This is a genomic window from Cohnella sp. GCM10027633 (assembly GCF_042675445.1).
Lineage (GTDB): Bacteria > Bacillota > Bacilli > Paenibacillales > Paenibacillaceae > Cohnella.
Genome location: NZ_JBHTGV010000006.1, coordinates 15,808 through 40,544, shown reverse-complemented (window position 1 = coordinate 40,544; position 24,737 = coordinate 15,808). Strand labels below are relative to the sequence as shown.

General features: G+C 61.8%; 23 protein-coding genes. 15 read left to right on the top strand and 8 right to left on the bottom strand.

Translation table 11 applies throughout. From position 1 onward, the window contains the following. Nucleotides 1-118 precede the first annotated feature (118 nt). From ACFQZG_RS15780 to ACFQZG_RS15750, 7 genes are all read left to right on the top strand, one after another. Nucleotides 119-1,630, top strand: coding sequence for a sugar ABC transporter ATP-binding protein (locus tag ACFQZG_RS15780; RefSeq protein WP_378154148.1), 1,512 nt, complete (start codon nucleotides 119-121; stop codon nucleotides 1,628-1,630). Between the two features lie 15 nt (nucleotides 1,631-1,645). Continuing rightward, nucleotides 1,646-2,674, top strand: a complete 1,029-nt coding sequence (locus ACFQZG_RS15775; protein WP_378154146.1) for an ABC transporter permease — start codon at nucleotides 1,646-1,648, stop codon at nucleotides 2,672-2,674. A gap of 66 nt (nucleotides 2,675-2,740) precedes the next feature. Continuing rightward, a complete protein-coding gene (locus ACFQZG_RS15770; RefSeq protein ID WP_378154144.1) occupies nucleotides 2,741-3,712 on the top strand; it encodes an ABC transporter substrate-binding protein in 972 nt (323 codons plus the stop codon). 131 nt (nucleotides 3,713-3,843) lie between these two features. Next, nucleotides 3,844-5,454 (top strand): helix-turn-helix domain-containing protein, encoded by a 1,611-nt coding sequence (locus ACFQZG_RS15765; protein ID WP_378154142.1) that lies wholly within the window; start codon nucleotides 3,844-3,846, stop codon nucleotides 5,452-5,454. Nucleotide 5,455: 1 nt separating this feature from the next. Next, complete coding sequence (locus ACFQZG_RS15760) at nucleotides 5,456-7,207, top strand: cache domain-containing protein (protein ID WP_378154141.1); 1,752 nt, start codon at nucleotides 5,456-5,458, stop codon at nucleotides 7,205-7,207. Nucleotides 7,208-7,221: 14 nt separating this feature from the next. Then, nucleotides 7,222-8,205, top strand: coding sequence for a substrate-binding domain-containing protein (locus ACFQZG_RS15755; RefSeq protein ID WP_378154139.1), 984 nt, complete (start codon nucleotides 7,222-7,224; stop codon nucleotides 8,203-8,205). 77 nt (nucleotides 8,206-8,282) lie between these two features. Then, nucleotides 8,283-8,954 (top strand): HAD family hydrolase, encoded by a 672-nt coding sequence (locus ACFQZG_RS15750; protein WP_378154137.1) that lies wholly within the window; start codon nucleotides 8,283-8,285, stop codon nucleotides 8,952-8,954. 74 nt (nucleotides 8,955-9,028) lie between these two features. On the opposite strand, the gene ACFQZG_RS15745 is transcribed toward ACFQZG_RS15750, so the two are convergent. Genes ACFQZG_RS15745 through ACFQZG_RS15720 form a run of 6 tightly spaced genes read right to left on the bottom strand, consistent with a single transcriptional unit; the run spans nucleotide 9,029 to nucleotide 15,900 of the window. Next, complete coding sequence (locus ACFQZG_RS15745; protein ID WP_378154135.1) at nucleotides 9,029-10,303, bottom strand: YheC/YheD family endospore coat-associated protein; 1,275 nt, start codon at nucleotides 10,301-10,303, stop codon at nucleotides 9,029-9,031. A gap of 5 nt (nucleotides 10,304-10,308) precedes the next feature. Beyond that, nucleotides 10,309-10,866 carry a GNAT family N-acetyltransferase gene (locus ACFQZG_RS15740; protein WP_378154133.1) on the bottom strand — a complete coding sequence of 186 codons (558 nt, stop codon included), beginning with the start codon at nucleotides 10,864-10,866 and terminating at the stop codon, nucleotides 10,309-10,311. Beyond that, nucleotides 10,863-12,035 (bottom strand): YheC/YheD family endospore coat-associated protein, encoded by a 1,173-nt coding sequence (locus ACFQZG_RS15735; RefSeq protein WP_378154131.1) that lies wholly within the window; start codon nucleotides 12,033-12,035, stop codon nucleotides 10,863-10,865. Before ACFQZG_RS15735 ends, ACFQZG_RS15740 begins: the two co-directional genes overlap by 4 nt. After that, a complete protein-coding gene (locus tag ACFQZG_RS15730; protein ID WP_378154129.1) occupies nucleotides 12,032-13,405 on the bottom strand; it encodes a YheC/YheD family protein in 1,374 nt (457 codons plus the stop codon). The genes ACFQZG_RS15735 and ACFQZG_RS15730 overlap by 4 nt, the downstream gene beginning before the upstream one ends. Then, nucleotides 13,386-14,558, bottom strand: a complete 1,173-nt coding sequence (locus ACFQZG_RS15725; RefSeq protein ID WP_378154127.1) for a YheC/YheD family endospore coat-associated protein — start codon at nucleotides 14,556-14,558, stop codon at nucleotides 13,386-13,388. Before ACFQZG_RS15725 ends, ACFQZG_RS15730 begins: the two co-directional genes overlap by 20 nt. Beyond that, entirely contained in the window at nucleotides 14,533-15,900 is a 1,368-nt protein-coding gene (locus ACFQZG_RS15720; protein ID WP_378154125.1) for a YheC/YheD family endospore coat-associated protein, read from the bottom strand. Before ACFQZG_RS15720 ends, ACFQZG_RS15725 begins: the two co-directional genes overlap by 26 nt. Nucleotides 15,901-16,045: 145 nt before the next feature. On the opposite strand from ACFQZG_RS15720, the gene fni reads away from it, so the two are divergent. Together fni and ACFQZG_RS15710 are read left to right on the top strand one after the other, a co-directional pair. Beyond that, nucleotides 16,046-17,119 (top strand): type 2 isopentenyl-diphosphate Delta-isomerase, encoded by a 1,074-nt coding sequence (fni, locus tag ACFQZG_RS15715; RefSeq protein ID WP_378154123.1) that lies wholly within the window; start codon nucleotides 16,046-16,048, stop codon nucleotides 17,117-17,119. A gap of 98 nt (nucleotides 17,120-17,217) precedes the next feature. Further along, nucleotides 17,218-18,228 carry an MBL fold metallo-hydrolase gene (locus ACFQZG_RS15710; RefSeq protein WP_378154121.1) on the top strand — a complete coding sequence of 337 codons (1,011 nt, stop codon included), beginning with the start codon at nucleotides 17,218-17,220 and terminating at the stop codon, nucleotides 18,226-18,228. 115 nt (nucleotides 18,229-18,343) lie between these two features. Here ACFQZG_RS15710 and ACFQZG_RS15705 read toward each other — a convergent pair whose 3' ends face one another. After that, nucleotides 18,344-18,892, bottom strand: a complete 549-nt coding sequence (locus ACFQZG_RS15705) for a phosphatidylglycerophosphatase A family protein (protein WP_378154119.1) — start codon at nucleotides 18,890-18,892, stop codon at nucleotides 18,344-18,346. A gap of 152 nt (nucleotides 18,893-19,044) precedes the next feature. Between ACFQZG_RS15705 and ACFQZG_RS15700 the strand changes: the two genes are divergently transcribed. The 3 genes from ACFQZG_RS15700 to rdgB all read left to right on the top strand — a co-directional run bounded on the left by ACFQZG_RS15700 (nucleotide 19,045) and on the right by rdgB (nucleotide 21,704). After that, nucleotides 19,045-20,115 carry a GerMN domain-containing protein gene (locus ACFQZG_RS15700; protein ID WP_378154117.1) on the top strand — a complete coding sequence of 357 codons (1,071 nt, stop codon included), beginning with the start codon at nucleotides 19,045-19,047 and terminating at the stop codon, nucleotides 20,113-20,115. 207 nt (nucleotides 20,116-20,322) lie between these two features. Continuing rightward, nucleotides 20,323-21,069 carry a ribonuclease PH gene (gene rph, locus ACFQZG_RS15695; RefSeq protein WP_378154115.1) on the top strand — a complete coding sequence of 249 codons (747 nt, stop codon included), beginning with the start codon at nucleotides 20,323-20,325 and terminating at the stop codon, nucleotides 21,067-21,069. Then, complete coding sequence (rdgB, locus tag ACFQZG_RS15690) at nucleotides 21,066-21,704, top strand: RdgB/HAM1 family non-canonical purine NTP pyrophosphatase (protein ID WP_378154113.1); 639 nt, start codon at nucleotides 21,066-21,068, stop codon at nucleotides 21,702-21,704. Before rph ends, rdgB begins: the two co-directional genes overlap by 4 nt. Nucleotides 21,705-21,874: 170 nt before the next feature. On the opposite strand, the gene asnB is transcribed toward rdgB, so the two are convergent. Continuing rightward, a complete protein-coding gene (asnB, locus tag ACFQZG_RS15685; RefSeq protein ID WP_378154111.1) occupies nucleotides 21,875-23,731 on the bottom strand; it encodes an asparagine synthase (glutamine-hydrolyzing) in 1,857 nt (618 codons plus the stop codon). Nucleotides 23,732-23,844: 113 nt separating this feature from the next. On the opposite strand from asnB, the gene ACFQZG_RS15680 reads away from it, so the two are divergent. Genes ACFQZG_RS15680 through ACFQZG_RS15670 form a run of 3 tightly spaced genes read left to right on the top strand, consistent with a single transcriptional unit; the run spans nucleotide 23,845 to nucleotide 24,711 of the window. After that, a complete protein-coding gene (locus tag ACFQZG_RS15680; RefSeq protein WP_378154110.1) occupies nucleotides 23,845-24,174 on the top strand; it encodes a hypothetical protein in 330 nt (109 codons plus the stop codon). A 21-nt stretch (nucleotides 24,175-24,195) separates the two neighbouring features. Continuing rightward, complete coding sequence (locus ACFQZG_RS15675) at nucleotides 24,196-24,552, top strand: hypothetical protein (protein WP_378154108.1); 357 nt, start codon at nucleotides 24,196-24,198, stop codon at nucleotides 24,550-24,552. Between the two features lie 24 nt (nucleotides 24,553-24,576). After that, nucleotides 24,577-24,711 carry a hypothetical protein gene (locus ACFQZG_RS15670; protein ID WP_378154106.1) on the top strand — a complete coding sequence of 45 codons (135 nt, stop codon included), beginning with the start codon at nucleotides 24,577-24,579 and terminating at the stop codon, nucleotides 24,709-24,711. Nucleotides 24,712-24,737 lie beyond the last annotated feature (26 nt).

Here is a 24,737-nt window from a genome sequence, read left to right as displayed (position 1 = left end):
GCCCCCTCCCTCTACCAACACCGTAAAATTCTCACCTTTTTTGTGGAAGATAATAAATTCATCCCTCGCGCGATCCCCGGTACAATGAGCCCATACGACACGAGACAGGGGGTGCCGAATGAACGAACGACAAGTACTCGTGCGAATGGAAGGCATCGACAAATCGTTCCCGGGCGTACGCGCGCTCGATCAGTGCAAGTTTCTGCTGCACGCCGGGGAAGTCCACGCGCTCGTCGGTGAGAACGGGGCCGGCAAGTCGACGATGATGAAGGTGCTGACCGGCGTGTACCAGAAGGATGCGGGCCGGATCGAATACAAGGGAACCGAAGTCGACATTCCGAATACGCGCGCCGCGCAGAAGCTGGGCATCAGCATCATCCACCAGGAGCTGAACCTGATGCCGCACCTGACCGTCGCGCAGAACATCTACATCGGCCGCGAGCCGCGCCGCTTGGGCGGGTTGTGGCTCGACGACAGGAAGCTCGACAAGCAAGTGGAAGTGCTGTTCGCGCTCATGAACCTGAACATCGATCCGCGAACCAAAGTGTCCGAGCTCACCGTCGCGAAGCAGCAGATGGTCGAGATCGCCAAGGCGCTCTCTTACAACGCCGAAGTGCTGATCATGGACGAACCGACGGCCGCGCTGACGACGAGCGAGATCGAGGAGCTGTTCCGGATCATCGAGAAGCTGAAGGCGGCGGGCGTAGGCATCGTATACATCTCTCACCGCATGGACGAATTGAAGCGCATCTCCGACGTCATCACCGTCATGAGGGATGGCTGCTACATCGACACGGTGCAAACCGCGGACACGTCGATCGACCGCATCATCTCGCTGATGGTCGGGCGCGAAATCTATCATTCCGTCGACGAGAAGCCAAGAGACGACAACGCCGAGACGGTGCTCGAAGCATGCGGCTTGAACCGCGGCGCGGCGGTGAAGAACGTCAGCTTCACGCTCAAGAAAGGCGAAATTCTCGGCTTCGCGGGACTGATGGGCGCGGGAAGAACCGAGGTCGCGCGGTTGATCTTCGGAGCGGATGCGCGAGATAGCGGCGAGCTCTACGTCCATGGCCGCCAAGCGATCATCCGAGAACCGTACGACGCGGTGAAGCTCGGCATCGGCTACTTGTCGGAGGATCGGAAGCGCTTCGGCTTGCTCGTCGACATGGACGTCAAGACGAACGTGGCCATCGCCTCCTATAAGCAATACCGCAATGCGCTCGGCTGGATGCGGGGAGAACGGATCGAAGAGTCGTCGGAGCGGGTCGTCGACACGCTCAAGGTGAAGACGCCGACCGTTCACCAGCGGGTGAAATTCCTGTCCGGCGGCAACCAACAGAAGGTCGTCATCGGCAAGTGGCTCACGAGGGACAGCGACATTCTTATCTTCGACGAACCGACGCGCGGCATCGACGTCGGCGCGAAGGCGGAAATCTACAAGCTGCTCGACGATCTCGTCGAACAAGGGAAATCGATCGTCATGATCTCCTCCGAGCTTCCGGAAATTTTGCGCATGAGCCATCGGATCATCGTCATGTGCGAGGGTCGCATTACCGGCGAGCTCACCCGCGCGGAAGCGACCCAGGAGAAGATCATGAAGCTGGCGACCCATCGCGCCGTCGAATAGAGAAGGGGGACAACCATGAAAGTCGAGACGACAGTCAAACACCCGATTCGTCTTAAGTCGGGCATGCTTCAGCAATTGCTCGCGTTCGCCAGCCTGATCGCGCTGGTGCTCGTATTCACGTTCGCCTCGGAGAACTTCTTCCGCTTCGATAACATCATGGGCATTCTGCTCTCCACAGCCGTCATCGGCGTGCTGGCGCTCGGCTCGACGTTCGTCATCGTCACGGGCGGCATCGACCTCGCGGTCGGCACGGTGATGACGTTCAGCGCGGTCATGACCGGCGTCATCATCACGTTCTGGGAGCTGCCGATTCCGTTCGGGATCGCCGGCGGCATTCTGACCGGCGCGCTGTGCGGAACGTTAAGCGGTCTCGCGGTCGCGAAGATGAAGATTCCGCCGTTCATCGCGACGCTGGCGATGATGATGATCACGAAAGGCTTGTCGCTCGTCATCTCCGGGACGAAGCCGATTTATTTTCCGACGGAGTCGGAGCTGCTCAAGGACAATCCCGGCCAAGACGTCGGCTTCGTCTTCTCGGACATCTCGCTCGGCTCGATCACGGACAGCTTGTTCGGCGTCGAGATTCCGAACGCGGTCATCATCTTCTTCGTCATCGCCATCGTCGCCGGCCTCATCCTGGCGAAGACGATCATCGGACGCTACAACTTCGCGCTCGGCAGCAACGAGGAAGCGACGAGATTGTCGGGCGTCAACGTGAACTTCTGGAAGGTGACGATCTACACGATTACCGGCGCGTTCAGCGGCATCGCGGGGGTGCTCATCGCCTCCCGGCTGAATTCCGCCCAACCCGCGCTTGGAGCGGGCTACGAGCTCGAAGCGATCGCCGCGGTCGTCATCGGCGGCACGTCGCTCAGCGGCGGCCAGGGCACCATTGTCGGCACCGTCATCGGAGCGCTCATCATGAGCGTGCTGACGAACGGACTCCGCATTCTGTCCGTGCCTCAGGAATGGCAGACGGTCATCATCGGCCTCGTCGTCATCGGCGCCGTGTATGCCGACATCCTGCGCAGACGCAAAGCCTGAACCTCGGTATGACCTCCGTACAGGAGTGATATACGCATCCACCAACCACTAAGGGGAGATCTGGTCATGAAGTTGAAGAAGATGGGACTTATCGCGGGTAGCCTCGTGCTCGCCGCCTCCGTGCTCGGAGCATGCGGCAACAACGACGACGACAAGGCAAGCGACGGCAAAATGTACATTCCGGTCATCTCCAAAGGGTTCCAGCATCAATTCTGGCAAGCGGTCAAGCAAGGAGCCGAGAAGGCGGCGACGGAGCTCGGCGTAGAGATCACGTTCGAAGGTCCCGAGACGGAGCAGCAAGTCGACAAGCAGATCGAGATGCTGCAAGCGGCGCTCGACAAGAAGCCTGCCGCGATCGCTTTCGCCGCGCTGGACAGCAAAGCCGCGACGCCACTGCTGGAGAAAGCGAAATCGTCCGACATTCCGGTCGTCGGCTTCGACTCCGGCGTAGACAGCGACATTCCGGTCACGACGGCGGCGACCGACAACGTGGCCGCGGCCGCGCTCGCCGCGGATAAGATGGCCGAGCTGATCGGCGGCTCCGGCGAAGTCGCCGTCGTGGCGCACGACCAGACGAGCCGCACCGGCGTCGACCGCCGCGACGGGTTCGTGAAGCAGATCGAAGCGAAATATCCGGACATCAAGATCGTCGACATTCAATACGGCGGCGGCGACCATCTGAAGTCGACCGACTTGGCCAAAGCCATCATGCAAGCTCATCCGAATCTGAAAGGCATCTTCGGAACGAACGAAGGCTCGGCGGTCGGCGTCGTCAACGCGGTCACCGAATTGAAGAAGGAAGGCGCGATCACGGTCATCGGCTACGACTCCGGCAAGCTGCAGATGGACGCGATCCGCAGCGGCGCGATGGCCGGCGCGATCACGCAAGACCCGATCGGCATCGGTTACTGGGCGGTCAAGGCGGCCGTGCAGGCGAAGAACGGCGAGTCCGTCGCGAAGACGATCGATACCGGCTTCCACTGGTACGACAAGACGAACATCGATAACGACGATATTAAGGCGTTGCTCTACGAATAAGAGTCGTCTGCAAGCAAGCGAAGAGAGGTTGTCCGGATTTCGGGCAGCCTCGTCTTTCGTTGTATTCAACCGGATCGCCGATCGCTTATACTCTTGGTGTATCCCTACAGAGGCAAGGGGGCTCGCGTACGATGTACAAGGTCATTCTGATCGACGACGAAGACGAGGTGCGGGAAGGGATCAAGGAGAAGACGCCTTGGGCCGAATGCGGCTTCGAGCTCGTCGGGGATTTCGAGAACGGGCGCGACGCCTGGGAAGCGCTGGACGCCCTGAAGCCGGACGCCGTCATTACCGATATCTGCATGCCGTTCATGGACGGACTGGAGCTGGCGCAGCGCATCTTCGACCATTACCGGGCGCTGAAGGTCGTCATCGTGACGGGGTTCGAGGATTTCGAATACGCGAAGCGGGCGATCAGGCTCAAGGTGAGCGATTACTTGCTGAAGCCGCTTAACGCGCAGGAATTTACCGATTTCCTGATGAAAATGAAGCGCGAGCTCGACGAGGAACAGGCGAACAAGGCCGATCTGAGCCGCCTGCGCAGCCAGCTCCACCAGAGCTTGCCGCTGCTGAAGGAACGGTTCCTCGATAAGCTCGCGTACGGACAGCTGCCTCAAGACGAACTGATCGAAGGCATTGCCGGCTATCGGTTAACGTTCGGCGGGCCGTCGCATCTCGCGATGGTCGCGGACGTCGACGAGGCGACCGGCGACATCGCGAAGCATACGGACGCCGAGTTGGAGCTGCTTCGGTTCGGCGTATACAATATCGTGCAGGAGATCGTCGAGAAGGAGCACGGCGGCATCGTCTTCCGGACGCGCGAGCACAAGGTCGCGGCGTTGCTCTCCGGCGACGAGGCGCGCCTCCGGCTGCATAGCCAGACGATCGCGTCCTATATTCGCGAGAGCGTGGAGAAGTACTTGAAGCTGACCGTATGCGTCGGCATCGGATTGCCTTGCGCGTCCGCGGGCGAATTGCCGCGCTCGTTCCGGGAAGCGCTTTCGGCGCTCGATTACCGGTTCATGCTCGGCGCGAACCGGACGCTGTCGATCCAGGACATGGAGTTCGGAAGCCGCGGCGACGCGGGCTTCGACGGCGGCTGGGAGAAGGAAGTCGTCTCGGCGATGCGCACCGGCAATCCGGCGAGCGTGACGTCGGCTCTGCGCGTCGGCTTTGACGAACTTAGGCGTTCAGGATCGTCGGTCGACCAAGGCTACGGCGCGGTTCACAAGCTGCTGGCGGCGATTATGGGCTGGCTGGCGGAGACGGGACTCGAAGACGAGCGCAGCTTGACGGACGACGCGTTCGCGCAGGCGCAGGCGATGAAGACGCTGGACAGCATCCAGCGCTGGCTGGAGGATCGGTGCGGGCGGATTCTGTCCGACCTGCAGGCGAAACGCTCTACCGTCGTGCAGTCCCAGATGCGCGAAGCGGAGCTGTACATCGGCAGCCAATATATGAACGAAGAGTTGTCGCTCGGAGACGTTTGCGGACATCTGTACATGAGCATCAGCTACTTCAGCACGCTGTTCAAGCAGCATACGGGAGCGACCTTCATCGAATACTTGACCCGCGTCCGCATGGACAAGGCGAAGGAGCTGCTCGTCGTCACGTCGCACAAGACGTACGAGATCGCGGCGCACGTCGGTTACGGCGACCCGCATTATTTCAGCGTTATTTTCAAACGGCATACGGGCAAGACGCCGAAGGAATACCGGACGCAGCGGAAAGGGATTTCCTGATATGGGCGCCAAGCGGCTGTTCCGGTTCAAGAGCATTCATACGAGCGTCGCCATCGCGTTCTCGTGCCTGATCGCCGCGATGACGGCGCTGCTCACTTTCAATTCGTACAGGCTCTCGGAAGAAGCCGTTACGGACAGCGCGAGCGCGTACACCGAGCAGCTGATCGGACAGGTGAACGCGAACATCCAGACGTATCTGGACAATATGGTCAGCATCTCGGACTTGGCGCTCAGCAACGCTTCTCTCGAGAAGGCGGCGATCGAAGGCACGTCGATATCCGACAGCGGCGTGACGGCGACCGCCATCAGCCGATTCTTCCGTTCGATCGTCCGCTCGAGGGAAGATATCGCGTCCATCGTGTTCGTCGGCGAGAACGGGTATATCGTCTCCGACCGAGAAGTGTCCGACTTCAAGCCGGTCGCCGATCTGAAGACGCAGGATTGGTACGCGAACGCGATGAAAGCCGGTGGCAAGGTCGCCATCAGCTCTTCGCACGTTCAGCATATTTTCAAGAAGGAATACCGGTGGGTCGTGTCGATCAGCAGGCAGCTGGGCAAGGCCGGGGAGCCGGGCAGCGGCGTGCTCATGGTCGATCTGAACCTGAACGTCATCAACAACCTGTGCAAGCAGATCCAGATCGGCAAGAGCGGCTACGTGTTCATCCTCGATCCGGCGGGCGATCTCATCTATCATCCGCAGCAGCAATTGCTGTACAGCCGGCTCAAGTCCGAAGCGATTCCGGAGCTGCTCGCGGCGAGCGATAACGCGGCTCAGATCAAGCAGGACGGCAAGTTGTACACCGTCCGCACGAACGAATTCGGCTGGAAGGTCATCGGCGTGACGTATCCGGACGAGCTCGTCGGCAACAAGAAGGAGATCCGGACGACGTCGGTCGTCGCGGCGCTGCTGTTCCTCGCCGTCGCCCTCGCGATCTCGGTGTTGCTGTCGTTCCGGCTCACGAAGCCGATCAAGCGGCTGGAGAGCTTGATGAAGAAGGTCGAGAAGGGAGATTTCGGCATTCGCGTCGAAGTCGAGCGGGCGGACGAGATCGGCAAGCTGTCCCGCTCGTTCAACCTGATGATCGGCAAGATCAAGGAGCTGATGGAGCAGATCGTCCAGGAGCAGGAGATGAAGCGGATCAGCGAGCTGAAGGCGATGCAAGCGCAGATCCATCCGCACTTCCTCTACAATACGCTCGATTCGATCATCTGGATGGCGGAGATGGGCAAGATGGCCGAAGTCGTCAAGATGACGACGGCGCTCGCCAAGCTGTTCCGCGCGAGCATCAGCAAAGGCGAAGAGCTCGTTCCGATCGAGACGGAGCTCGAGCACATCCAGAACTACCTGACGATCCAGAACATTCGCTACAAGAACAAGTTCACGTACGAGATCGACGTCGATCCGGGACTGTACGCTTGCAAGACGCTGAAGATCGTGCTGCAGCCGCTCGTCGAGAACGCCATCTATCACGGGCTGAAGCAGCAGGCAGTCGTAGGCTGCATACGAATTACCGGCCGGTTGGAGCAAGGCACGATCGTGCTGAAGGTCATCGACGACGGCGTCGGCATGAGCGAGGAACAGGCGCTCGCGTTGACGAACGCTTTCCGGACGGGCGACGGCGGCAAAGGGGTCGGACTGCCGAACGTGAACCATCGCATCCGGCTCTACTTCGGCGAAAGCTACGGACTCGAGATCGAGAGCGAGCTCGAAGAAGGAACGACCGTAACGCTTCGAATTCCGCAAATCGTCTAGGGAGGCGTCAGGGAATGCGCAATTTCATGAGGTGGGGACTCGCGGCGCTCGCGCTGTGCGCGGCGATCGGGTTCGGGCTGTATGCGCTCGTCGTCCCGGACTCGGACAAGGATAAGCCGATCCTGCTCGTCCCGAAGACGATAGACGGGCGAATCGACTTCTGGCAGGTGCTCGGGCAAGGGGCGCTAACCGCGGCGAAGGAATTCGGCGAAGAGATCCAGACGGTCGGCACCGTGTCGGAATCCGATATCGACGGGCAGATCGCGCTGCTGGAGAAGGCGATCGAGACGAAGCCGAAGGCGATCGTGCTCGCAGCCTCGGACTACAATCGGATCGTTCCCGTCGCGGAGAAGATCAGGGCCGCGGGCATTCCGCTCGTGACGGTCGATTCCGGGCTGAACGGCGGCATCTCCGAGAGCTTCATCGCGACGGACAATTACGAGGCGGGCAAGCAAGCGGGCGATGCGCTCATGCAAGTGATCGGCAAGGACGACCGCATCGCGATCATCAGCGTCGTCAAAGTGTCCGCCACCGCGATCGAGCGGGAGCGGGGGGCGCGCGACAGCTTGCGGGCGGCGGGCGCGACGAACGTCGCGGAGGAGACGTACTACTCGAACTCCTCCGAGACGGTCGCCTTCGATATCGCGAGCCGACTGCTGGCCGACATGCCCGATCTGAAGGGCATCGTCTGCCTGAACGAGCCGACGACGGTCGGCGCCGCGAAGGCGGTGCGGGAGCATGCCGCTTCGAGGGGCATCAAGATGGTCGGCTTCGACAGCTCGACGGACGAGGTCGCGTTCCTCGAGGAAGGCATCATTCAGGCGATCGTCGTGCAGAAGCCGTTCAATATGGGCTATCTCGCCGTGCGTACGGCGGTGAGCGCAAGCAAGGGCAAGAAGGTCGAGCCGATGATCGACACCGGCTCGCAGGTCATCACGAAGGAGAACATGTACGCGAAGGAGAACCAGAAGCTGCTGTTTCCCTTTGACGGCGGATGACAATCCGGTATGATGGGGAGAGGTTATAACCGCATATCCGAATATACGCATATCCGCATCGAGGGAGAGTCGCACATATGGTAAAACGCAAACAGCCCGAAGCGATGATTTTCGACTTGGACGGTACGCTGTTCCAGACGGAGACGTTGCTGGGGCCGGTGCATCGCCGCCTGTTCGCGCAGTTGCACGCCGAAGGATTGTACGGAGCCGAAGCGCCGCCGATAGACAGGCTGCTCGGCTCGCTCGGCATGCTGCTGTCCGACATCTGGAAGCAGGTCATGCCGGACGGCTCGCCGGAAGCCCACGAGCGGGCGAACGAGCTGATGCTGCAATACGAGCTGGAGGAGCTCTCCGGCGGCGTAGGTCATCTGTACCCGGGAGTGGCCGAGACGTTAACCGAGCTGCATCGGCGCGGCGTTCGGCTGTTCATCGCCAGCAACGGGCTGGAGCCGTACGTCAAAGGCGTGCCCGCCGGACGGGGCATCGGCCAGCTGTTCGAGGCGATGTACAGCGCCGGTGAATTCGCGACGGCGTCGAAGGTGGATTTGGTCCGCTTGCTGCTCGACAAGTACGAGATCGAGTCGGCGTGGATGGTCGGAGACCGCTCGTCCGACGTCGAAGCGGGCAAGGAGAACGGCCTGTTCGTCGTCGGCTGCGACTACGCCGGGTTCAAACGGGAAGGCGAGCTGGACGGCTCCGACGCCGTAATCGGCGCAATCCCGGAGTTGCTGGAATTGTTGGAGGAGTAGTTCGGGCCATACGCGTAATAACGAGGGCTTACCCCAGGTCGTTGATCCGACCTGACGGTAAGTCCTCGTTGCGTTTAGGAGTAGATATCGTCGCCGTATTCCGCGCCCATCGTATAGACGAGGCGTTCGGCTTCGGTCGCCCGATGACCCGCGCCTTGCGTCCGCCCGCCGACCGTCTTGTGCTCGGCGCCGGGAGAGACGAGTCCGGTGCGATGTTCCGTCGATGAGTGGGACGACTTGTGGCTCTGCGAGCCCTTGCGCTGTTGGTACAGCCATAGGCCGTATTCGATCGGGCGCAAGATCGCCTTCCGGTAGACGTCGCGTTCTCCCGCCTTGCTGAACACTTCGCGGGACGGCTTCGGATTGACCTCGAGCAGCCAGATCTTGCCGCTACGGTCGATGGCCAGGTCGAGCGCCAGCTCGCAGAGCGCGCCGAACGTCGATTCCAAGTGCCGCGCGACGTTCACGCCGAACGTCTCCGCGGTAGCCTTAATCTGGGCGACAGTCGATTCGCCGCTTACCCACTGGCGCAGCAGGGAATTCATCGAAGCCGCTTGCCCTCCGCCGTGCAGGTTGGAGGTGATGCTGCCCGACGGACCGATCCGGCCGGCGCAGCCCGTCACTTCCCATACGCCGGAGCCGTTCTTCTGCACGAGCATCCGGTAATCGTGGACGCGTCCGTTCGGCAGCTTAATGTTAAGACCCTGCTGCGCGATATAGCGATCCCCGCGCATATCCCAGCCCCGTATCGCGCCGGGCAGGCTCTGCGCCGGCACTTGTCTGGGCTTCACGATGCTGCGCGAGTGATTGCGGCCTTGCAGCAGGAACGAGCCGTCCGTCCTGCGGTCGATGCGAAGAATGCCGCGTCCGCCGGTGCCGTTGATCGGCTTCACGTAGACGGTCGGATATTTGCGAAGCAGCGACGTCACGTCTTCCGTCGATTGGTACAGCTTCGTCAAGGGCAGATGGTTGCGGAACGAGGACACCTTCGCAAGCGTCCGGTATATCGTCCACTTGTTCCGCAGCGGCCGATTGAGGAACAGGAGATGGCCGTACCGCTTGCGGAAGGCGAGCAGTTGCTGGAAGCGATAGCTCTTCTGGATGCGGCACCGGTCGTAGATGACGTGGGGGAACTTCACCCACTTCCGGCTCCAGCTCCCCGTCTCCGGCTTGAACGTGAGGGCGTGGATCCTGCCGTTGGCATCGTCGACGTCTTGGGGCGTGAAGACGAAGACGTGCAGGCCGATCCGCTTGCCCGCGGCGATCATCTTCTCGTAGACGGGACGTTCTTCCAGCATCTTGTTATCGTTCAGGTACAAAGTCAGAATGCCGAGAACCGGTTGCGCCACCGCGGTCACCTCCGCGCCTTGGAAGCCGGCTGCGAAGGAGGGCCGTCGTTAGGCGAACGAAGGGCGGCGCCGCCGCTCTCTTCGCGTTCCGCCGATTGCCCGTCGCTCTCGCCTTGCCGCCAGACGAAGCGTAGCGTCGGCTTGCCGGTCGGGCCGGTCTCGAGGCCGACGGCGACGAGTCCGGCGGCGAAGCACATCGCCACGCTGGCGGCGTTGTCGATGGCGACGCTGCACGCGAGCCGCTCCCACGGCTCCGCGAGCGAGCGTAGCAGCGTGCGGCCGACGCCGCGTCCGCGCAGCGCGGGATGCACGGCGACGAGGCAGACGTCGTCGCCGTATTGATCGGCGTAGGCGACGCCCGCCGGGCAGCCGCCTTGCGTGTACGCGACGGCGATCGCCGCGCCTGGACGAGACAGCTCCGATTCGCCTGCGAGCAGCAGCCGTTGCCAGGCGCGGCCGGATATCCGGCGTTCGCCGTGGCGTCGAACGAACCGAAGCAGTTGGAACCGCTGCTTCTCCCATTCCGCCGGATCGAGCAGCCGGTAGGTCAAGATGACGCTCACAAGGCGGCGCCCCCTTTGGACTCCTTCTTCTTCTGATGAAGGAATGTGCTGTATTGGAATATTCGTTCAAGCGACTTGTTTCGAATGTGCGGCTCGTCGAATTTCATCGGCTTGGAATTCGCTTCGAAGAACCAGACGTGCCCGGTGTCGTCGATGCCGAGGTCCATGGACATCTCGCATAGCCGCGTGTGGGAGGCGCGCTCGATCTGGCGCGCCAGCGTCAACGTCGTCTCGCGTACTTTGCTCAGCACCTTGACCGATCGCTCGCGACCGAAAATCGACGTAAGCAGCCGCTCCGGATCTTCGATATAACCGCCGCGAGGGACGTGGGTCGTGATGCTGGAATCCCCCGCCACCCTGGCGCCGATGCCGGTCAGCTCCCACCGGCCTTGCCCGTTCTTCTGCACGAGCGCACGCAGATCGAAGGGACGGTCCTTGACGGACGCGAGCACGATGCCTTGCTGCGCGATGTAAGGCTCGCCGAGCAGGGCGGATTGCTTGAGCACCTTGATCCACAGCCGCCTTAACGTCGTGCAATGGTAGGTAGAGCTGCCCTTCTCCTCTTGAATCTGCAGCCGGTAGGGCATGTTCTTCTCCGGCTGCACCTTCACTGTCATGATGCCTACGCCCGCTTTGCCCCGGACCGGCTTCAAGTAGAGAAGCCGATGCTTGCGAAGGAGCCCGGTCAGCACGGCCGGACGCGTAAGTTGTCTCGTATCCGGAATGAACGGGCGGGTCGCGCGGGCTTGGTTCAGCCATTGGAACAGCGACCACTTGTTGAAGAACCGCCGGTTGAACAGCTTGACGCCAGGATGCCGGCTAATCGCGGCAAGCTTGCGCTTCACCCGCGGGAGGCGTTCGTCCTCCCGCTGCGGAATCCGGTTATAGATAACCGACGGGCGAGGGAACCAAGCGGCGCTCCATGATTCGTCCTTCGGCTCGTAGGTGTATCCGAGCACGCGCGGCGCGTTCAGCTTCAGATCCTTCGTCGTCAAGACGTACGTCGTAATGCCCATCTTCTTGCCGGTTTCTAGCAAGTCCGCGAAGTTGCTCCGATTGCCGCGGAACAGCTGCAGCTCGTCGTCGATCGTAAGAATGGCGACGACGGGCAAGTCGGCTATCGTATCCACGACCGGCGGCAGTCCGTCAAGGGATCTCGGAATGATCAAGCCTCATCCCTCCTCCGGAACTTGCTCAAGTACAAGCAATGCTCCAAGATATACTCCAGCGAAGCCCGGCCTTGATCCCGCAGCGCCGGGTGCTTGAAGATGGAACGTCCCGGCTTGGCGTTCGCCTCGAACATCCACACTTCCCCGTCGCGGTCGATGCCGATATCGAGCCCGAGCTCGCCGAGCGTATGGGAATAGTTGCGTTCGATCGCTTCGGACAGCTTGACGGCGGCGTTCTTCGCTTCCTGCAGCACCGTCTCCGAGCGGTCTCCGAACGTCCGGCCGAGCGCTTGCTCCGGCGTCATCAGGGAGCCGCCGTTCTTGATATGGGTCGTGACGCTGCCCCGGCCCGCCTTCTTCGCTCCGATGCCCGCGACGACCCATTGGTTCTTGCCGTCCTTATGCATGTGGAAGCGGAAGTCGATCGGGCAGTTGTCGATTTCCACGAGGCGGATGCCCTGTTGAACGACGTAGCTGTTCAGGCCGGCGCCGTGTCTGGCGCGCAGCATCTTCATCAGGCTGGCGAAGTTGCTGAAGCGCAGCAGCACGTTGCCCCCGTTGCGCCGATATCGGACGAAGTAGCCTCTGCGCGGGTGGTAGGTGAGCCGGTAGATGCCGATGCCCAGGCTGCCCGCCGTCGGCTTGTAGTAGAGGAATTGGTGCTTCTCGAGCAGCTCCCGGATCCGTTCGGGCGACGGATTGTTCACCGATTCCGGCAAGTGGCGCAGCCCTTCCGGGTCGTTGTCGAGCAGCTTGTAGACGTCGGATTTATTGAAGAAGCTCCAGTTGAAGAACGGAATTCGCTTCTTGAGGAATCGTTCCCTCAGAGAGGTGATCGGCATCGTCGTCTCCGCGCGCCTGCTCGGATACCGGTTATAGACGACGTCGGGCAACGGCACGACCCTGCGGATCCAGCCGCCTCCGCCGTCGAGGAACCAGGCGTTGACGGTTTCTTGCTGCCAGTTGATGTCGCGCGGCGTGAAGGCGAAGAAGTAAGCGCGCTTCTGCCCGAGTCGCAGCAATTGCCGGACGAAGCCGGTACGGTCGCCGAACGGGGCCGCCGCGGAACGCGCGCCGTCGGTAAGCACCCCGATCAGCGGGCCAAGCTGGATTTCGTCCCCGTCTTCGTTCGCGAGGTAGACGCTGCCGGACTTCGGTATCCGGACGGAGCGTCTGAGCCCCGCGGACATATAGACGTGGTTGCCCTTGCGCTTGATCGTCCTGACGGTGGCCGGCACGGTATCGTGTCCGAGCTTCACGTTCACCGACCTGCGGCTACCGAGCTTCAACTGCTTCGCGAGCGGGCTCGAGAACCATACGATTCGCTCGGGCTGCTGCGTGAAATGGACGTTAGCTATCGTCAAACTCATGAAAGACCCTCCCAGATTGTCGAAGCAGAATTGTGCTGGCATATGACATCGGCTGCTCTACGGCTCTGCGCGCCGCTTCGTCTCCGGCGGAGCCCATTGCCGTTCGCCCCGGCTTGGAGTTAGCTTCCAGGAACCATAGACGGCCGCTTCGGTCGACGCCGAAGTCTAGGCCGATTTCCGCGAATCTGCCGAACGTTTCCTCGATCCAGCCGGCTAACCTTAGCGAGGTCTCGCGTATGCGATGCTCTACCGCAAGCGCTGGCTTTTCCCCGAGCAACGGCTCCAACACGCGGCGAGCCGGGTGCGCGCGGCCTCCGCCGTGCAGGTTCGCCGTCATCGTGCCGGAAGCGCCGACGCGGGCGGCGATGCCGGTAATCGTCCAGCGCCCGCGCGCGTTCTTCTGCAGAAGAGCCCTGAGGTCGAACGGTTCTTCGCGCTCGGTATGAAGCGAGAGCAGCGGCTGCATGATATAGGCGCGCGAGCCGATCCACCGATGGAGGCGGCCGAGCGCTTCCGTCTCGGATGCCGCCCTGACCGTGAACGGCCGGTTGTCGCCCGTTCTGCCCGCCAGCGCGACCGTTCCGTCGCTGGCTCGCGAGCAGGCGATCGCGCGCCTGCCCTGGCTTCCCGCCGCGGGCTTCAGGAATGCGGATCCGCCGTGGCGGTTTAACCATTCGAGCATCGGCTTCGTTCCCGCATACGGAGCGGTCGGCGGAACGAGGGCGGCGAATTCGGGCTCGCGGGCGAGCAACTCGCCGACTTTGCCTTTATGGGGCAACCGGCCGTTCAAGAACGTAAGCGGCACCGCCTCGCGAAGGCGGCGAAGCGCAACCTGAAAACGCCGCCTCTCCGCTTCGGAAGCAGGCCAAGCGCGATCGTAGACGACGCGGGGCAAGCTTCTCGCCCGCGCGGTCCAGCGCTGCTCGCGCTTGTTCCAGACCCATCCTCTGACGGAGTTGCCGCGCGCATCCCAGGTCCATGGCGCGAAAGCAACGAGCGCGAAGCCGATCCGGTCGGCGACCGCGCTGAGCCGGCGAATGTACGCGCCCTCCGCGAACGGCGCGGCGCCTTCCCGCTCGCACACGAGCACGCCGAGCGCGGGCGGGGTATTCGTAGGGACGAACGTTCTAGAATCCGGAGATAAAGCGAGCATATTGAATCATCATCCGCACCGACGGGCGGATTTTCCCCTCTGTTAATGGCGTATTATCGTTCTTCGACGGCTTGGAGTTGACCTCGATGAGCCAGACTCTGCCGGACGCGTCCAATGCCAAGTCGATGCCGAGTTCCGCGAAATGGGCGGGGATATGCGTGTCGATGCCGCGGGCGATGTCCAAAGCCGCCTTCTGCAGGCGCGCCGAAGCGTCTCCCCGGTACATCGCGGGCAGATTCGATTTGCCGACCGCCTCCCTGACCGTGGATAGCGTGCCGCCCCGCGCGAGATTGGAGACGAAGTGATGGCTGCCCGCCGTTCGGCCCACGATGGAGGTGACGACCCATTTGCCGGTCAAGTTCTTCTGCGTCAATGCCCGGAAGTCGACGGGGCGGCCTCCGATCACGATGAGTCCCAAGCCTTGCTGAATGAGATAACGGTTCGCCTTCATGTTGGAGGCAATGGCGGCGAACAGCTTCGCCAAGTTGTTGAACGACTGCCGTTTCGTGCCGTTCACGGTCGCGAACGACGCCAGCCAGCTTTCCGGACCGACTCGCGTGATCCGGATGATGCCTTTGCCGAGGCTTCCTCTGACCGGCTTCAGGAATACGGAGCTGTATCGGGCGCACATGCTTTTGAGCTGGTTCACGTTATGAAGAGAGTGCGATTCGGGCAAATACTTGAGAAGGGAGCCGTCTTTCTTGAGCGCGTCGAACACCTCGGACTTGTCGAGGAACTTCTCGTTGAAGACGTGGGCGTTGTACTTGTGCCGGATCTCCTTCAGGAAGCTCTGGACGATCGGCTGATTCTCCAGCTTCCGCGACGTAAGGCGATTGTTCACGACGTCGGGGGCGGGAAGCGTCAGGCGGTGCCAGCCCTTCGTGTAGATCCAGCCTTCGACCGTGGAGAGCGTCGCTCCGATCGCGCCGGGGGTGAAGAAGTACACGTAGGCGCCTTGAGACCGGCAGGCGTCGGTAAGCTCCCGGCAGAACATCGTAATGTCTCCGAACGGCTTATCGGTCTGGTTCGGATGGTCTCGGCTAACGAGCACGCCGATCAGCGGACCCATGGACAACGTTCGCGAGGACGCCTGGTAGCGCAGCCGGACCGGCGTTCCCGCGTAGATGCCCATTCGTCTCGCCAACGTCTGGCTCATGCGCATGCCTTCGAACTTGGGGACGGGCACGAGCGTGACGGCATGCCGGAACGACCCGAACTGGAGGTAGACTTGCTGCTGGGCCGGTATCTTCCACGTCTTCATCAAAGACTCCGCCAGCATCAGGACATCATCCGACAAGATGCTGGAGCTGATGATGTGGACATCGATTTTCGGGGTGGACATTCTCTTACTCCTTCCACCGTTTCGATTGCCATGGCAAGGCTTTGATAGGCTCCTTCCCGGGGGCTCGCGAGAATACTCCATTGTATGAGGACAGATATCTATCGGTGATTGACCTAGAAGGATTAGGACGGGGGCTAACGAGAAGATGAGGCGACAAGACGAAGGCGGGCGGACGGATAACGTCGACGGACGGCACGGGACGGCGGACCGCAAGGCGGATCATATCCGAATCGCGCTGGAGGAATCGGTCGAAGGGCGCGGGGTGACCAACGGGTTCGAACGGTATCGCTTCAAGCACTCGGCGTTGCCGGAGATCGATTACGCGGACGTTCGGCTCGATACTTCGTTCCTGGGCCGCAAGCTCGGCGCGCCGCTTCTCGTCAGCAGCATGACGGGCGGGACGCCGGCGACGGGACGGATCAATCGGACGCTTGCCGCGGCGGCCGAAGCCCGAGGCTGGGCGATCGGACTCGGGTCGGCGCGTTCGGCGCTGGAGCGGGAGCAATTGGCGGAGACGTTCCAGGTTCGCCGCGAGGCTCCGACCGCGCTCTTGCTCGCGAATCTCGGCGCGGTGCAGCTGAATTACGGCATGGGCGTCGACCATTGCCTGCGGGCGGTCGAACTGGCGGAAGCCGACATGCTCGTGCTGCATCTGAACGCGCTGCAAGAGACGTTCCAACCGGAAGGCAATACGAACTTTCGCGGCTTGATGAAGCGGATCGAGGAGGTATGCAGCAGGCTGGAAGTACCGGTGGGAGTCAAGGAAGTCGGCTGGGGCATCGACGGTTCGACGGCGCGCAGGCTTGCGGAAGCAGGCGCCTCGTTCATCGACGTGGCGGGCGCGGGAGGAACGTCCTGGAGCCAGGTGGAGAAATTCCGCAACCCCGACGCCGTCGCCCGCGAAGCGGCGGACGCGTTCGCCGATTGGGGCATACCGACGGCGGAATGCGTGAGGGAAGTCCGGGCTGCGCTCGGCTCGTCCTATCCGGTCATCGCGAGCGGCGGCTTGCATACCGGCGTCGAAGCGGCCAAGGCGATCGCGCTCGGCGCGAATATGGCCGGGTTCGGCAGAGCGCTGCTGCGGGATGCGGTCGATTCCGCCGAGAAGCTGGTCGCCCGGCTGTCCCGCGTCGAGAAGGAGTTGAGGACGGCGATGTTCGCGATCGGGGCGGCCGACGTCGTCTCGCTCGGCGGTACGGATCGGCTGATGCGGACGTAGCGACGGTCCTGCCGGGGAGAGTTCGCTTGGCAACGGTTGCCGATTCGGGTACGATGGCGTAAGACAAACGGCGATCTCGTCGGGAAGGGCGGAGGAAAATGACGGAACGAACGGGCGGGAACGGATGGACGAGGCTGGAGAACGGCTGGGTGCAAGCGAAAGTGCCGCTGCCGTTCTCGCTGAAATGGGTGAACGGCTACTTGCTGCCCGACGAGGACGGGCAAGGCTGGACGGTTATCGATCCGGGTCTCATGACGGACGATACGACGGCCTATTGGGAGAATACGCTCGCGGAATGCGGCATTCCTTGGACGTCGATTCGGCGCATCGTGCTGACCCATCACCACCCTGATCATTACGGGCTGGCGGGATGGTTCCAGATGCGGAGCGGCGGTGCCGCCGTATATCTTTCGCAGGTCGCGCTCGACGCGGCGCGGCGACTGTGGGGCGAAGGGGAGACGTTCTCGGACGAGCTGACGCAGGCGTTGCTCGCGAACGGGCTTGCTCCGGAGCTCGAAGCGGACATGAGGGAGCATCTCGTCTCGTTCCGGAGCAAGGTGGCGCCGCACCCGGCGGACGTCCGCATCCTCGAGCCGGGAGGAGAACTGCGAATGGGCGGGGCGAGCTGGCGCATGATTCGCGGAGACGGCCATGGACCGGGGCATATTAGCTTCTACGACGCGTCCGGCCGGCGGCTCATCTGCGGTGACCAAGTGCTGCCCGACATTACGCCGAACATCGGCTGGATGCCCGGCGCGGATCCCGATCCGCTGACGTCGTTCATGGACAGCGTTGCCGCGATGCGCGGTCTCGACGTCGGGATGGCGTACCCGGGCCACCGGAATCCGTTCCCGGACTTCGCGAAGCGGATAGAGGAGCTGCTCGAGCATCACGAACGTCGCTTGGCGAGAATGGCCGAGCTCGTCTCGGACGGCTCCGTCACCGCGTTCGCAATGTGCGAGATGCTGTTCGGCTCGCGGCTGCGGAGCAACGCGCACCAGCTGCGGTTCGCCCTCGCGGAGACGATCGCGCATTTGATCGTGCTCGAGAAGCGCGGATTGCTGCGGCGGGCGGAGGAAGCGGGCATCATTCGATACGAGCGGGCGTAACAAGAACGGCGGCTATGGGGGAGCGAACCCCCTAGCCGCCGTTCTTGTATGCTTGCGATGAATAACATCGCTAGGATGCATGATCCCCGACCGGCGATCGGTCCGACGAGTCGGATCAGTCTCCGGAGACGTCCACCGGGCCGTTCGCCGCTTCGCGTTCGGCTTGCTTCCGATGCGCGAGGCGGCTCGATGCCGACGCCGCGATCGCGCCGACGATGTCGTCTAGGAACGTATGAATCTGCCCGCTGCTCTTGTCGTTCAGCTTCTTGAGCACGCCTGGCTTGAATTTGTCGATATAGCCGAAGTTCGTGAATCCGATGCTGCCATATACGTTGACGATGCTGAGGGCGAGTATCTCGTCGCAGCCGTACAGCCCTTCGTCGTATTTGATCATATCCTGCAACGGCGGCAGCAGCTTGCCTTCTTCGGCGAGCATGTCGAGCTGGATGCCGGTCAGCACGGCGTTCTGCACCTCGCGTTTGGACAATACCGCTTCGACGTTGACGACGCACTCGGCTAGCGTCAGCTCCGGGAAGTAATCCTTCTGCAGCAGCATGACGAGCTGTCCGATCTGCTCTTTGGTAACGCCGCGTTTCGTAAGCCACTCTTCCGTCGACTCGGCGACGAACTTGCTGTTCAGACGATAGACGTTCGGTTCAGACATGAACAACACCTCTCTTCTTGGCAGTCAATGCGCCCGCGGGCGAATCGCGAACCCTGGAAGGACAAACCATACATATTTGTCCGAAGGGCTCGTATACATAGTACTACAAATCGGGATGCGATGTTACGGCGGTCCCTGCGGGAGGAAAAAAGATGAAAGCGAAATTCGATCGAATCGTGAGGCGGAAAATGGCGGCGTCCGTCCTGCTGCTGCTCCCTGTCCTTGCGGCTTGCGCGCAGAACGGCAACGACGAGCCGCGGGCGTCCATCGACCCGATTCCGTCCGGCTTGGAAGAGTCGATGCTCGGTGAAGCGGACGGAACGGCGCAAGGCGTCTTGCTGAACAAAGACCAGTTGACCGTATATCTTATGGACCGGAACGGGTATTTGGCACCGATGACGCTGGGCGTCGACATGGAGAACAAGTCTGCGGTCGCCGCGGCACAGCAGGCGATCGATTGGATGACGGCGGACGAGCAGTTGAAGGAACAGCTTCCCGAAGGTTTCGCGGGCGCGTTGCCCGAAGGCTTGCAGGTGAGCGGCATCCAAGTCGACGAAGCCGCGGGAGCGATGACGATCGATATCGCGTCTCCTCTGCCGACCATGGCCGCCGCGGACGAACGCCATCTGCTCGAGGCGCTCGTCTGGACGATGACCGAGCTGCCGGGCATCGACCAAGTGAAGCTCACGGTCGACGGACAACCGCTGCGCGCGTTGCCGACGTCCGGATTGCCCGTGTACGACGTACTGACCCGGTCTATCGGCATTAACGTCGAGCAGGCGAAGGGAGTCGCTGCGAACCGTTCCATGGCGGTTACCTTGTACTTCTCGGCGCAATCCGAAGCGGGCGAAGGCTACTTCGTTCCGGTGACGCGCGTCGTCGACAGATCGCAGGACCGGGCGCGGGCCGCGTTGGAGCAACTGATCAAGGGCCCGTCGGACGCGAAGGCGCTGAAGCCCGTCATGGACGCGAAGATGACGATCGAACAGCTGGACCGGCTGGCCGACACCGTGAACGTCTCCCTGAGGGACGACGCGCACCAAGCGAATGCCGGCGTTCCCGCCGATATGATGGAAGCTCTCGTGCTGACGATGACGGAAACGACGGGGGCGCCGCAAGTGCGAGTCGTGATGAACGGCGACGACTCCTTCCTCGATTCCAAGGATCGCCCGTACGATCAGCCGGTCGTGCGCCCGACGGTCATTAACGCGCTGAAGAGCTGATCCCGTAAGACGGGACCGCAAGCGCCTCCGCCCAGCCTGCCGGCCGCGGAGGCGCTTCTTCGCGCGTTGAACCAATTGTTTCCATGGTTATATATTACCCGGCGCGCCTCGAATCATGCAGACCGGGAGAAGACGCTCCGGGGTGCTTTTGCGCGGATACTTTGGTAGAATGGGAAAGATTCAGTACCTGGGAGGCATATAACGATAATGAGATCCGATGGAAGACAGCCCGGTGACTTGAGATCTTTCTCCGTCACCCTTCATCCGAATAAATACGCGGAAGGCTCGGTGCTTATCGAAGCCGGCGACACGAAGGTGCTGTGCACCGCGAGCGTCGAAGAGCGGGTGCCGCCGTTCCTGAAAGGGCAAGGCAAAGGCTGGGTTACGGCGGAATATTCGATGCTGCCGCGCGCCACGCATTCCCGCAACCAGCGGGAATCGGCCAAAGGCAAGCTGACCGGCCGCACGATGGAAATCCAGCGGTTGATCGGGCGCGCGCTTCGTTCGGTCGTGAACTTGCACGCGCTCGGCGAGCGGACGATCACGCTCGATTGCGACGTCCTGCAAGCGGACGGAGGCACGCGGACGACTTCGATCACCGGCGCTTACATCGCGCTCGCGCTGGCGATACATAAGCTGGACGCTAATGTGAAGTTCGGCACTTATCCGCTCACCGATTATTTGGCTTCGATCAGCGTCGGCGTCATGCAGGAGCGGCCGATCGTCGACTTGAACTACGAGGAAGACTCCAAAGCGAAGGTCGACATGAACGTCGTCATGACCGGGGCGCGGGCGTTCGTGGAAGTGCAAGGCACGGGAGAGGAATCTCCGTTCTCGCGGGCGGAGCTGGACGGCATGCTGTCGCTCGCGGAAGAGAGCATTCTGCGGCTCATCGAACTGCAACGGGACACGCTCGGCGAAGCGGGAGCGCGGATCGGCGGGGGCAAGGTATGATCGGGCATGGCGGCACGCTCGTTATCGCGACGTGCAACGCCGGCAAGACGAAGGAGTTCCGCGAGGCGTTCGGCGCGCTCGGGATCGAGGTTCGCGACTTGCGCGAGGTCGAGGGCGTGCCGGATATCGAAGAGACGGGGACGACGTTCGCGGACAACGCGCTGATTAAAGCTCGCGCGGTCGCCGATATCGTCGGGCTTCCCGTACTCGCGGACGATTCGGGGCTGTGCGTGGACGCGCTGGACGGGGCGCCGGGCGTGTATTCGGCGCGATATTCCGGAGAGGGCGCGACGGACGCGTCGAACAACGCGAAGCTGCTTCGGGAGTTGGCCGCGATCGGCGCTTCCGTTGAGGTGGCCGGCGGCGGACCGGACGCGCTGAGCGCGGGGCGATTCGTTTGTTCGCTCGCGTTGTACGATCCGGCGGACGGCAGCGTCGTGCGTGCGGAAGGAGCGGCGGAGGGTTACATTCTTCGGGAATCGCGGGGCGAGGGCGGCTTCGGCTACGATCCGCTGTTCTGGGTGCCGGCGCACGGCAAGAGCATGGCGGAGCTGACGATCGCCGAGAAGAACGCGATCAGCCATCGCGGCGAGGCGCTTCGGAAGCTGGTCGAGCTGTTGCGATCGTCGAGGTAAGTTGGACAAACGAAGGACCGCGGCGGGCACGAATGTGCTCGGGCCGCGGTCCTTTCGCGTTCCTTATGATCACTATCCCTTTCGGTCAGGGAGCACCTCCTGACCCGAAGGGATAGTGACGATAAGAGGCGCGCCTGCCGACGTATCGACTTGAGCGCGCCTCGAGAACCTCATAACACGAGCCTTACCTTATAGTGCCGCAGCCAGAAGTCCATTTGCAGCAAGTACGCGAACAGCTGCGGGCCGGACATGAGCTGGCCGAACCATGGCAGATGCGAGCTGGCGTCCGCGTTGCTCGCCAATTCGCGTACCCGCGCGACGTTGATGAGCGGCAGGAGCGGGCAAGACGGATCGTCGAGCCGGTCGAGCAGCCGCGAGCTTACGGCGGACAAGTAGTTCGGATTGTGCGTCTTCGGGTACGGACTCTTCTTGCGGTAGAGCACGTCGTGCGGGAGAACGCCTTCCAGCGCTTTCCTCAAGATCCCTTTTTCCCGGTTGCCCGCGGTCTTGATCTCCCAAGGAATGTTCCAAACGTACTCGACGAGCCGATGATCGCAATACGGCACGCGAACCTCGAGACCGACCGCCATGCTCATCCGGTCTTTGCGGTCGAGCAGCGTAGGCATGAACCGCGTGATGTTCAAATAGCTCATTCTTCGCATTCGGCCGCGCGCTTCATCTTCGCCGGGCAAGTTCGGTACTTCGGCGACCGCTTGCGAGTAGCGATCCGCTAAGTAGACGTGCGGCTGCAGCTTCTCGCGAAGCTCGGGCGACAGCAGTCCGGCGCGCATGCCGGTGGCGAGCGACCAGGGAAACGTCTCGGCTTTGAGCGCCTCTTCCCGATGGAACCAAGGATAGCCCCCGAAGATTTCGTCCGCGGCTTCGCCGGATATCGCGACGGTCGCTTCCTTCTTGATTTCCCGGCAGAACAAGTAGAGCGAGGCGTCGATGTCCGCCATGCCGGGCAGATCCTTGGCCAACACGGCCGCTTCCAGCGCGTCCACGAGCTCCGGCGTGTCGAATTGAACGGGATGGTGCACGGTGCTCAGATGTTGGCTCATTCTCGTAATCCAAGGCGCGTCGGCGTTCGGTTGAAAATCATGCGATTTGAAATGCTTGTCGTTGTCGACGTAGTCGACGGAGAACGTATGGACGTTGCCTTGTCCTTCCCGCTCGTAATACGAGACGGCAAGCGCGGTCAGCGCGCTGGAATCGAGTCCGCCGGACAGCAAGGTGCACACCGGCACGTCTGATACGAGCTGGCGCTCCACGGTGTCGGCCAGCAGTTCCCCGACGCGCTCGGCCGTCTCTTGCTCGTCATGCTCGTGCGGCGAGCTCTCGAGCTGCCAATACGCCGAGATTCGCATGCCGTTGCGATCGTACTGCAAGCAATGTCCGGGCTTCAGTTCGAAGAAGTCGCGCCATACGCCGTGTCCCGGCGTTCTGGCCGGCCCGATGACGAACAGCTCGGCGAGCCCTTCGGCGTCGATCTCCGCGGGCACGTCAGGGTGCGCCAATATCGACTTCGCTTCCGACCCGAACAGCAGCCGTCCTTCTTCCCGCCGATAAAAAAGCGGCTTGACGCCAAGCCGGTCGCGCGCCATGAATAGCTTCTCCTCGTCGGTCCGCCAGATCGCGAACGCGAATATTCCGTTGAACTTCTCGACGCACGCGGGTCCCCATTCGACGTAAGCTTGCAGCAGCACTTCGGTATCGCAAGTCGTTCGGAAGCGGTAGCCGGTCGCCTCCAGTTCCTTCTTCAATTCCGGCGCGTTATACAGTTCGCCGTTGTAGACGACGACGCAATCCTGATCCTCGGCTTGCTTGGCCCTTCGCACCATCGGCTGAGCCCCATTGGCGGGATCCATGACGGACAGCCGGCGATGCCCGAACGCGCAGTGCCGCGACAGCCAGGTGCCGGACGCGTCCGGACCTCGCAATTCCAACGTCTCGGTCATTTTCTCGATCGTGTCCGCCTGCTTCGTAAGATCGTAGTTCCAGTCGATCCAGCCGGTTATTCCACACATGAGACTTCACCTCACCAGATGATATGCGAAATAAGGCATAAAATGTATGTCCGTCGGGAGAAAATACATTACGGACAAGCAAGCGAAACCGGGAAAGGAGGTTCCATGCCCTTATGACCGAAGCCCATGAACCGGATCACGGAAGGAAGACGTACTATGTCTCGGTCGGAGCGGGACAAGTGCTCGAGGACAAGGAAGCGGCTCCGTTCGAGCTCGTCATTCGCGCGAACGAGGAGGAGCTGAACAAGCTGCAGGAGCTGTTCGAGGAGACGTCCAGCACGGACGAAGCGGCGGCGTTCACGTTCTCGGGCAGCCCGACGGTAAGCGATCCCGTGGAGGACGACACCTACGACGGGCTCATCCACGACATTTACAGAATGCTGCACGAACTTGGAACCGACGAGACGAAGCATCATATCGAATCGATGGATATTTTACGATGAGGATCGGGGGAGAACAGCGAGATGATGACGGTTCGGGACGCCCGCTATAGCCGGGTATTGGACCGCGGGGGACATCGGATCGCCGAGGTCGAGGTGTTCACGGGACACCCGAGAGACCCGCAATTTTTCGCGTATTTCACCGTCGGCGCCGACGGATCGTACAAGCTGGCGAACGTGCTGGCGAACGACGCGGACGCGGAGATCGATTGGTTCGACAACAACCTGCACAGCGCGTACGCCGACGTCGGGACGCAGATGTTCTCGGGGCCGGACCACCTGGGATTGATCGACAGGGAACAATTCACTTCCCGTCTGCTCGCCATGGAAGGAATCTCGGAGGCGCTCGGGAGGCATCTTAAGCGAAGCACGAACGATTAACCGAGTCCGAGAGGAGCGAGCGGCGTGGCGCAGAAGTACAAGAAGACGAACGGCAACAAGTACTCCAACCAAGGGGACGCTTTCGCGCAAAACGTCATAAAAAATCGCGACGAGCTCCACCCCGCGCAGAACAGTCCGGCAAGGCCGCATAACCGGTAAAAAGGAGATAGCCGCATGAGAAAAGG

Coding starts and splice junctions, on each gene's coding strand:
- ACFQZG_RS15780 (WP_378154148.1), top strand. CDS start 119: ATGAACGAACGACAAGTACTCGTGCGAATGGAAGGCATCGACAAATCG.
- ACFQZG_RS15775 (WP_378154146.1), top strand. CDS start 1,646: ATGAAAGTCGAGACGACAGTCAAACACCCGATTCGTCTTAAGTCGGGC.
- ACFQZG_RS15770 (WP_378154144.1), top strand. CDS start 2,741: ATGAAGTTGAAGAAGATGGGACTTATCGCGGGTAGCCTCGTGCTCGCC.
- ACFQZG_RS15765 (WP_378154142.1), top strand. CDS start 3,844: ATGTACAAGGTCATTCTGATCGACGACGAAGACGAGGTGCGGGAAGGG.
- ACFQZG_RS15760 (WP_378154141.1), top strand. CDS start 5,456: ATGGGCGCCAAGCGGCTGTTCCGGTTCAAGAGCATTCATACGAGCGTC.
- ACFQZG_RS15755 (WP_378154139.1), top strand. CDS start 7,222: ATGCGCAATTTCATGAGGTGGGGACTCGCGGCGCTCGCGCTGTGCGCG.
- ACFQZG_RS15750 (WP_378154137.1), top strand. CDS start 8,283: ATGGTAAAACGCAAACAGCCCGAAGCGATGATTTTCGACTTGGACGGT.
- ACFQZG_RS15730 (WP_378154129.1), bottom strand. CDS start 13,405: ATGAGTTTGACGATAGCTAACGTCCATTTCACGCAGCAGCCCGAGCGA.
- ACFQZG_RS15725 (WP_378154127.1), bottom strand. CDS start 14,558: ATGCTCGCTTTATCTCCGGATTCTAGAACGTTCGTCCCTACGAATACC.
- ACFQZG_RS15720 (WP_378154125.1), bottom strand. CDS start 15,900: ATGTCCACCCCGAAAATCGATGTCCACATCATCAGCTCCAGCATCTTG.
- fni (WP_378154123.1), top strand. CDS start 16,046: ATGAGGCGACAAGACGAAGGCGGGCGGACGGATAACGTCGACGGACGG.
- ACFQZG_RS15710 (WP_378154121.1), top strand. CDS start 17,218: ATGACGGAACGAACGGGCGGGAACGGATGGACGAGGCTGGAGAACGGC.
- ACFQZG_RS15705 (WP_378154119.1), bottom strand. CDS start 18,892: ATGTCTGAACCGAACGTCTATCGTCTGAACAGCAAGTTCGTCGCCGAG.
- ACFQZG_RS15700 (WP_378154117.1), top strand. CDS start 19,045: ATGAAAGCGAAATTCGATCGAATCGTGAGGCGGAAAATGGCGGCGTCC.
- rph (WP_378154115.1), top strand. CDS start 20,323: ATGAGATCCGATGGAAGACAGCCCGGTGACTTGAGATCTTTCTCCGTC.
- rdgB (WP_378154113.1), top strand. CDS start 21,066: ATGATCGGGCATGGCGGCACGCTCGTTATCGCGACGTGCAACGCCGGC.
- asnB (WP_378154111.1), bottom strand. CDS start 23,731: ATGTGTGGAATAACCGGCTGGATCGACTGGAACTACGATCTTACGAAG.
- ACFQZG_RS15680 (WP_378154110.1), top strand. CDS start 23,845: ATGACCGAAGCCCATGAACCGGATCACGGAAGGAAGACGTACTATGTC.
- ACFQZG_RS15675 (WP_378154108.1), top strand. CDS start 24,196: ATGATGACGGTTCGGGACGCCCGCTATAGCCGGGTATTGGACCGCGGG.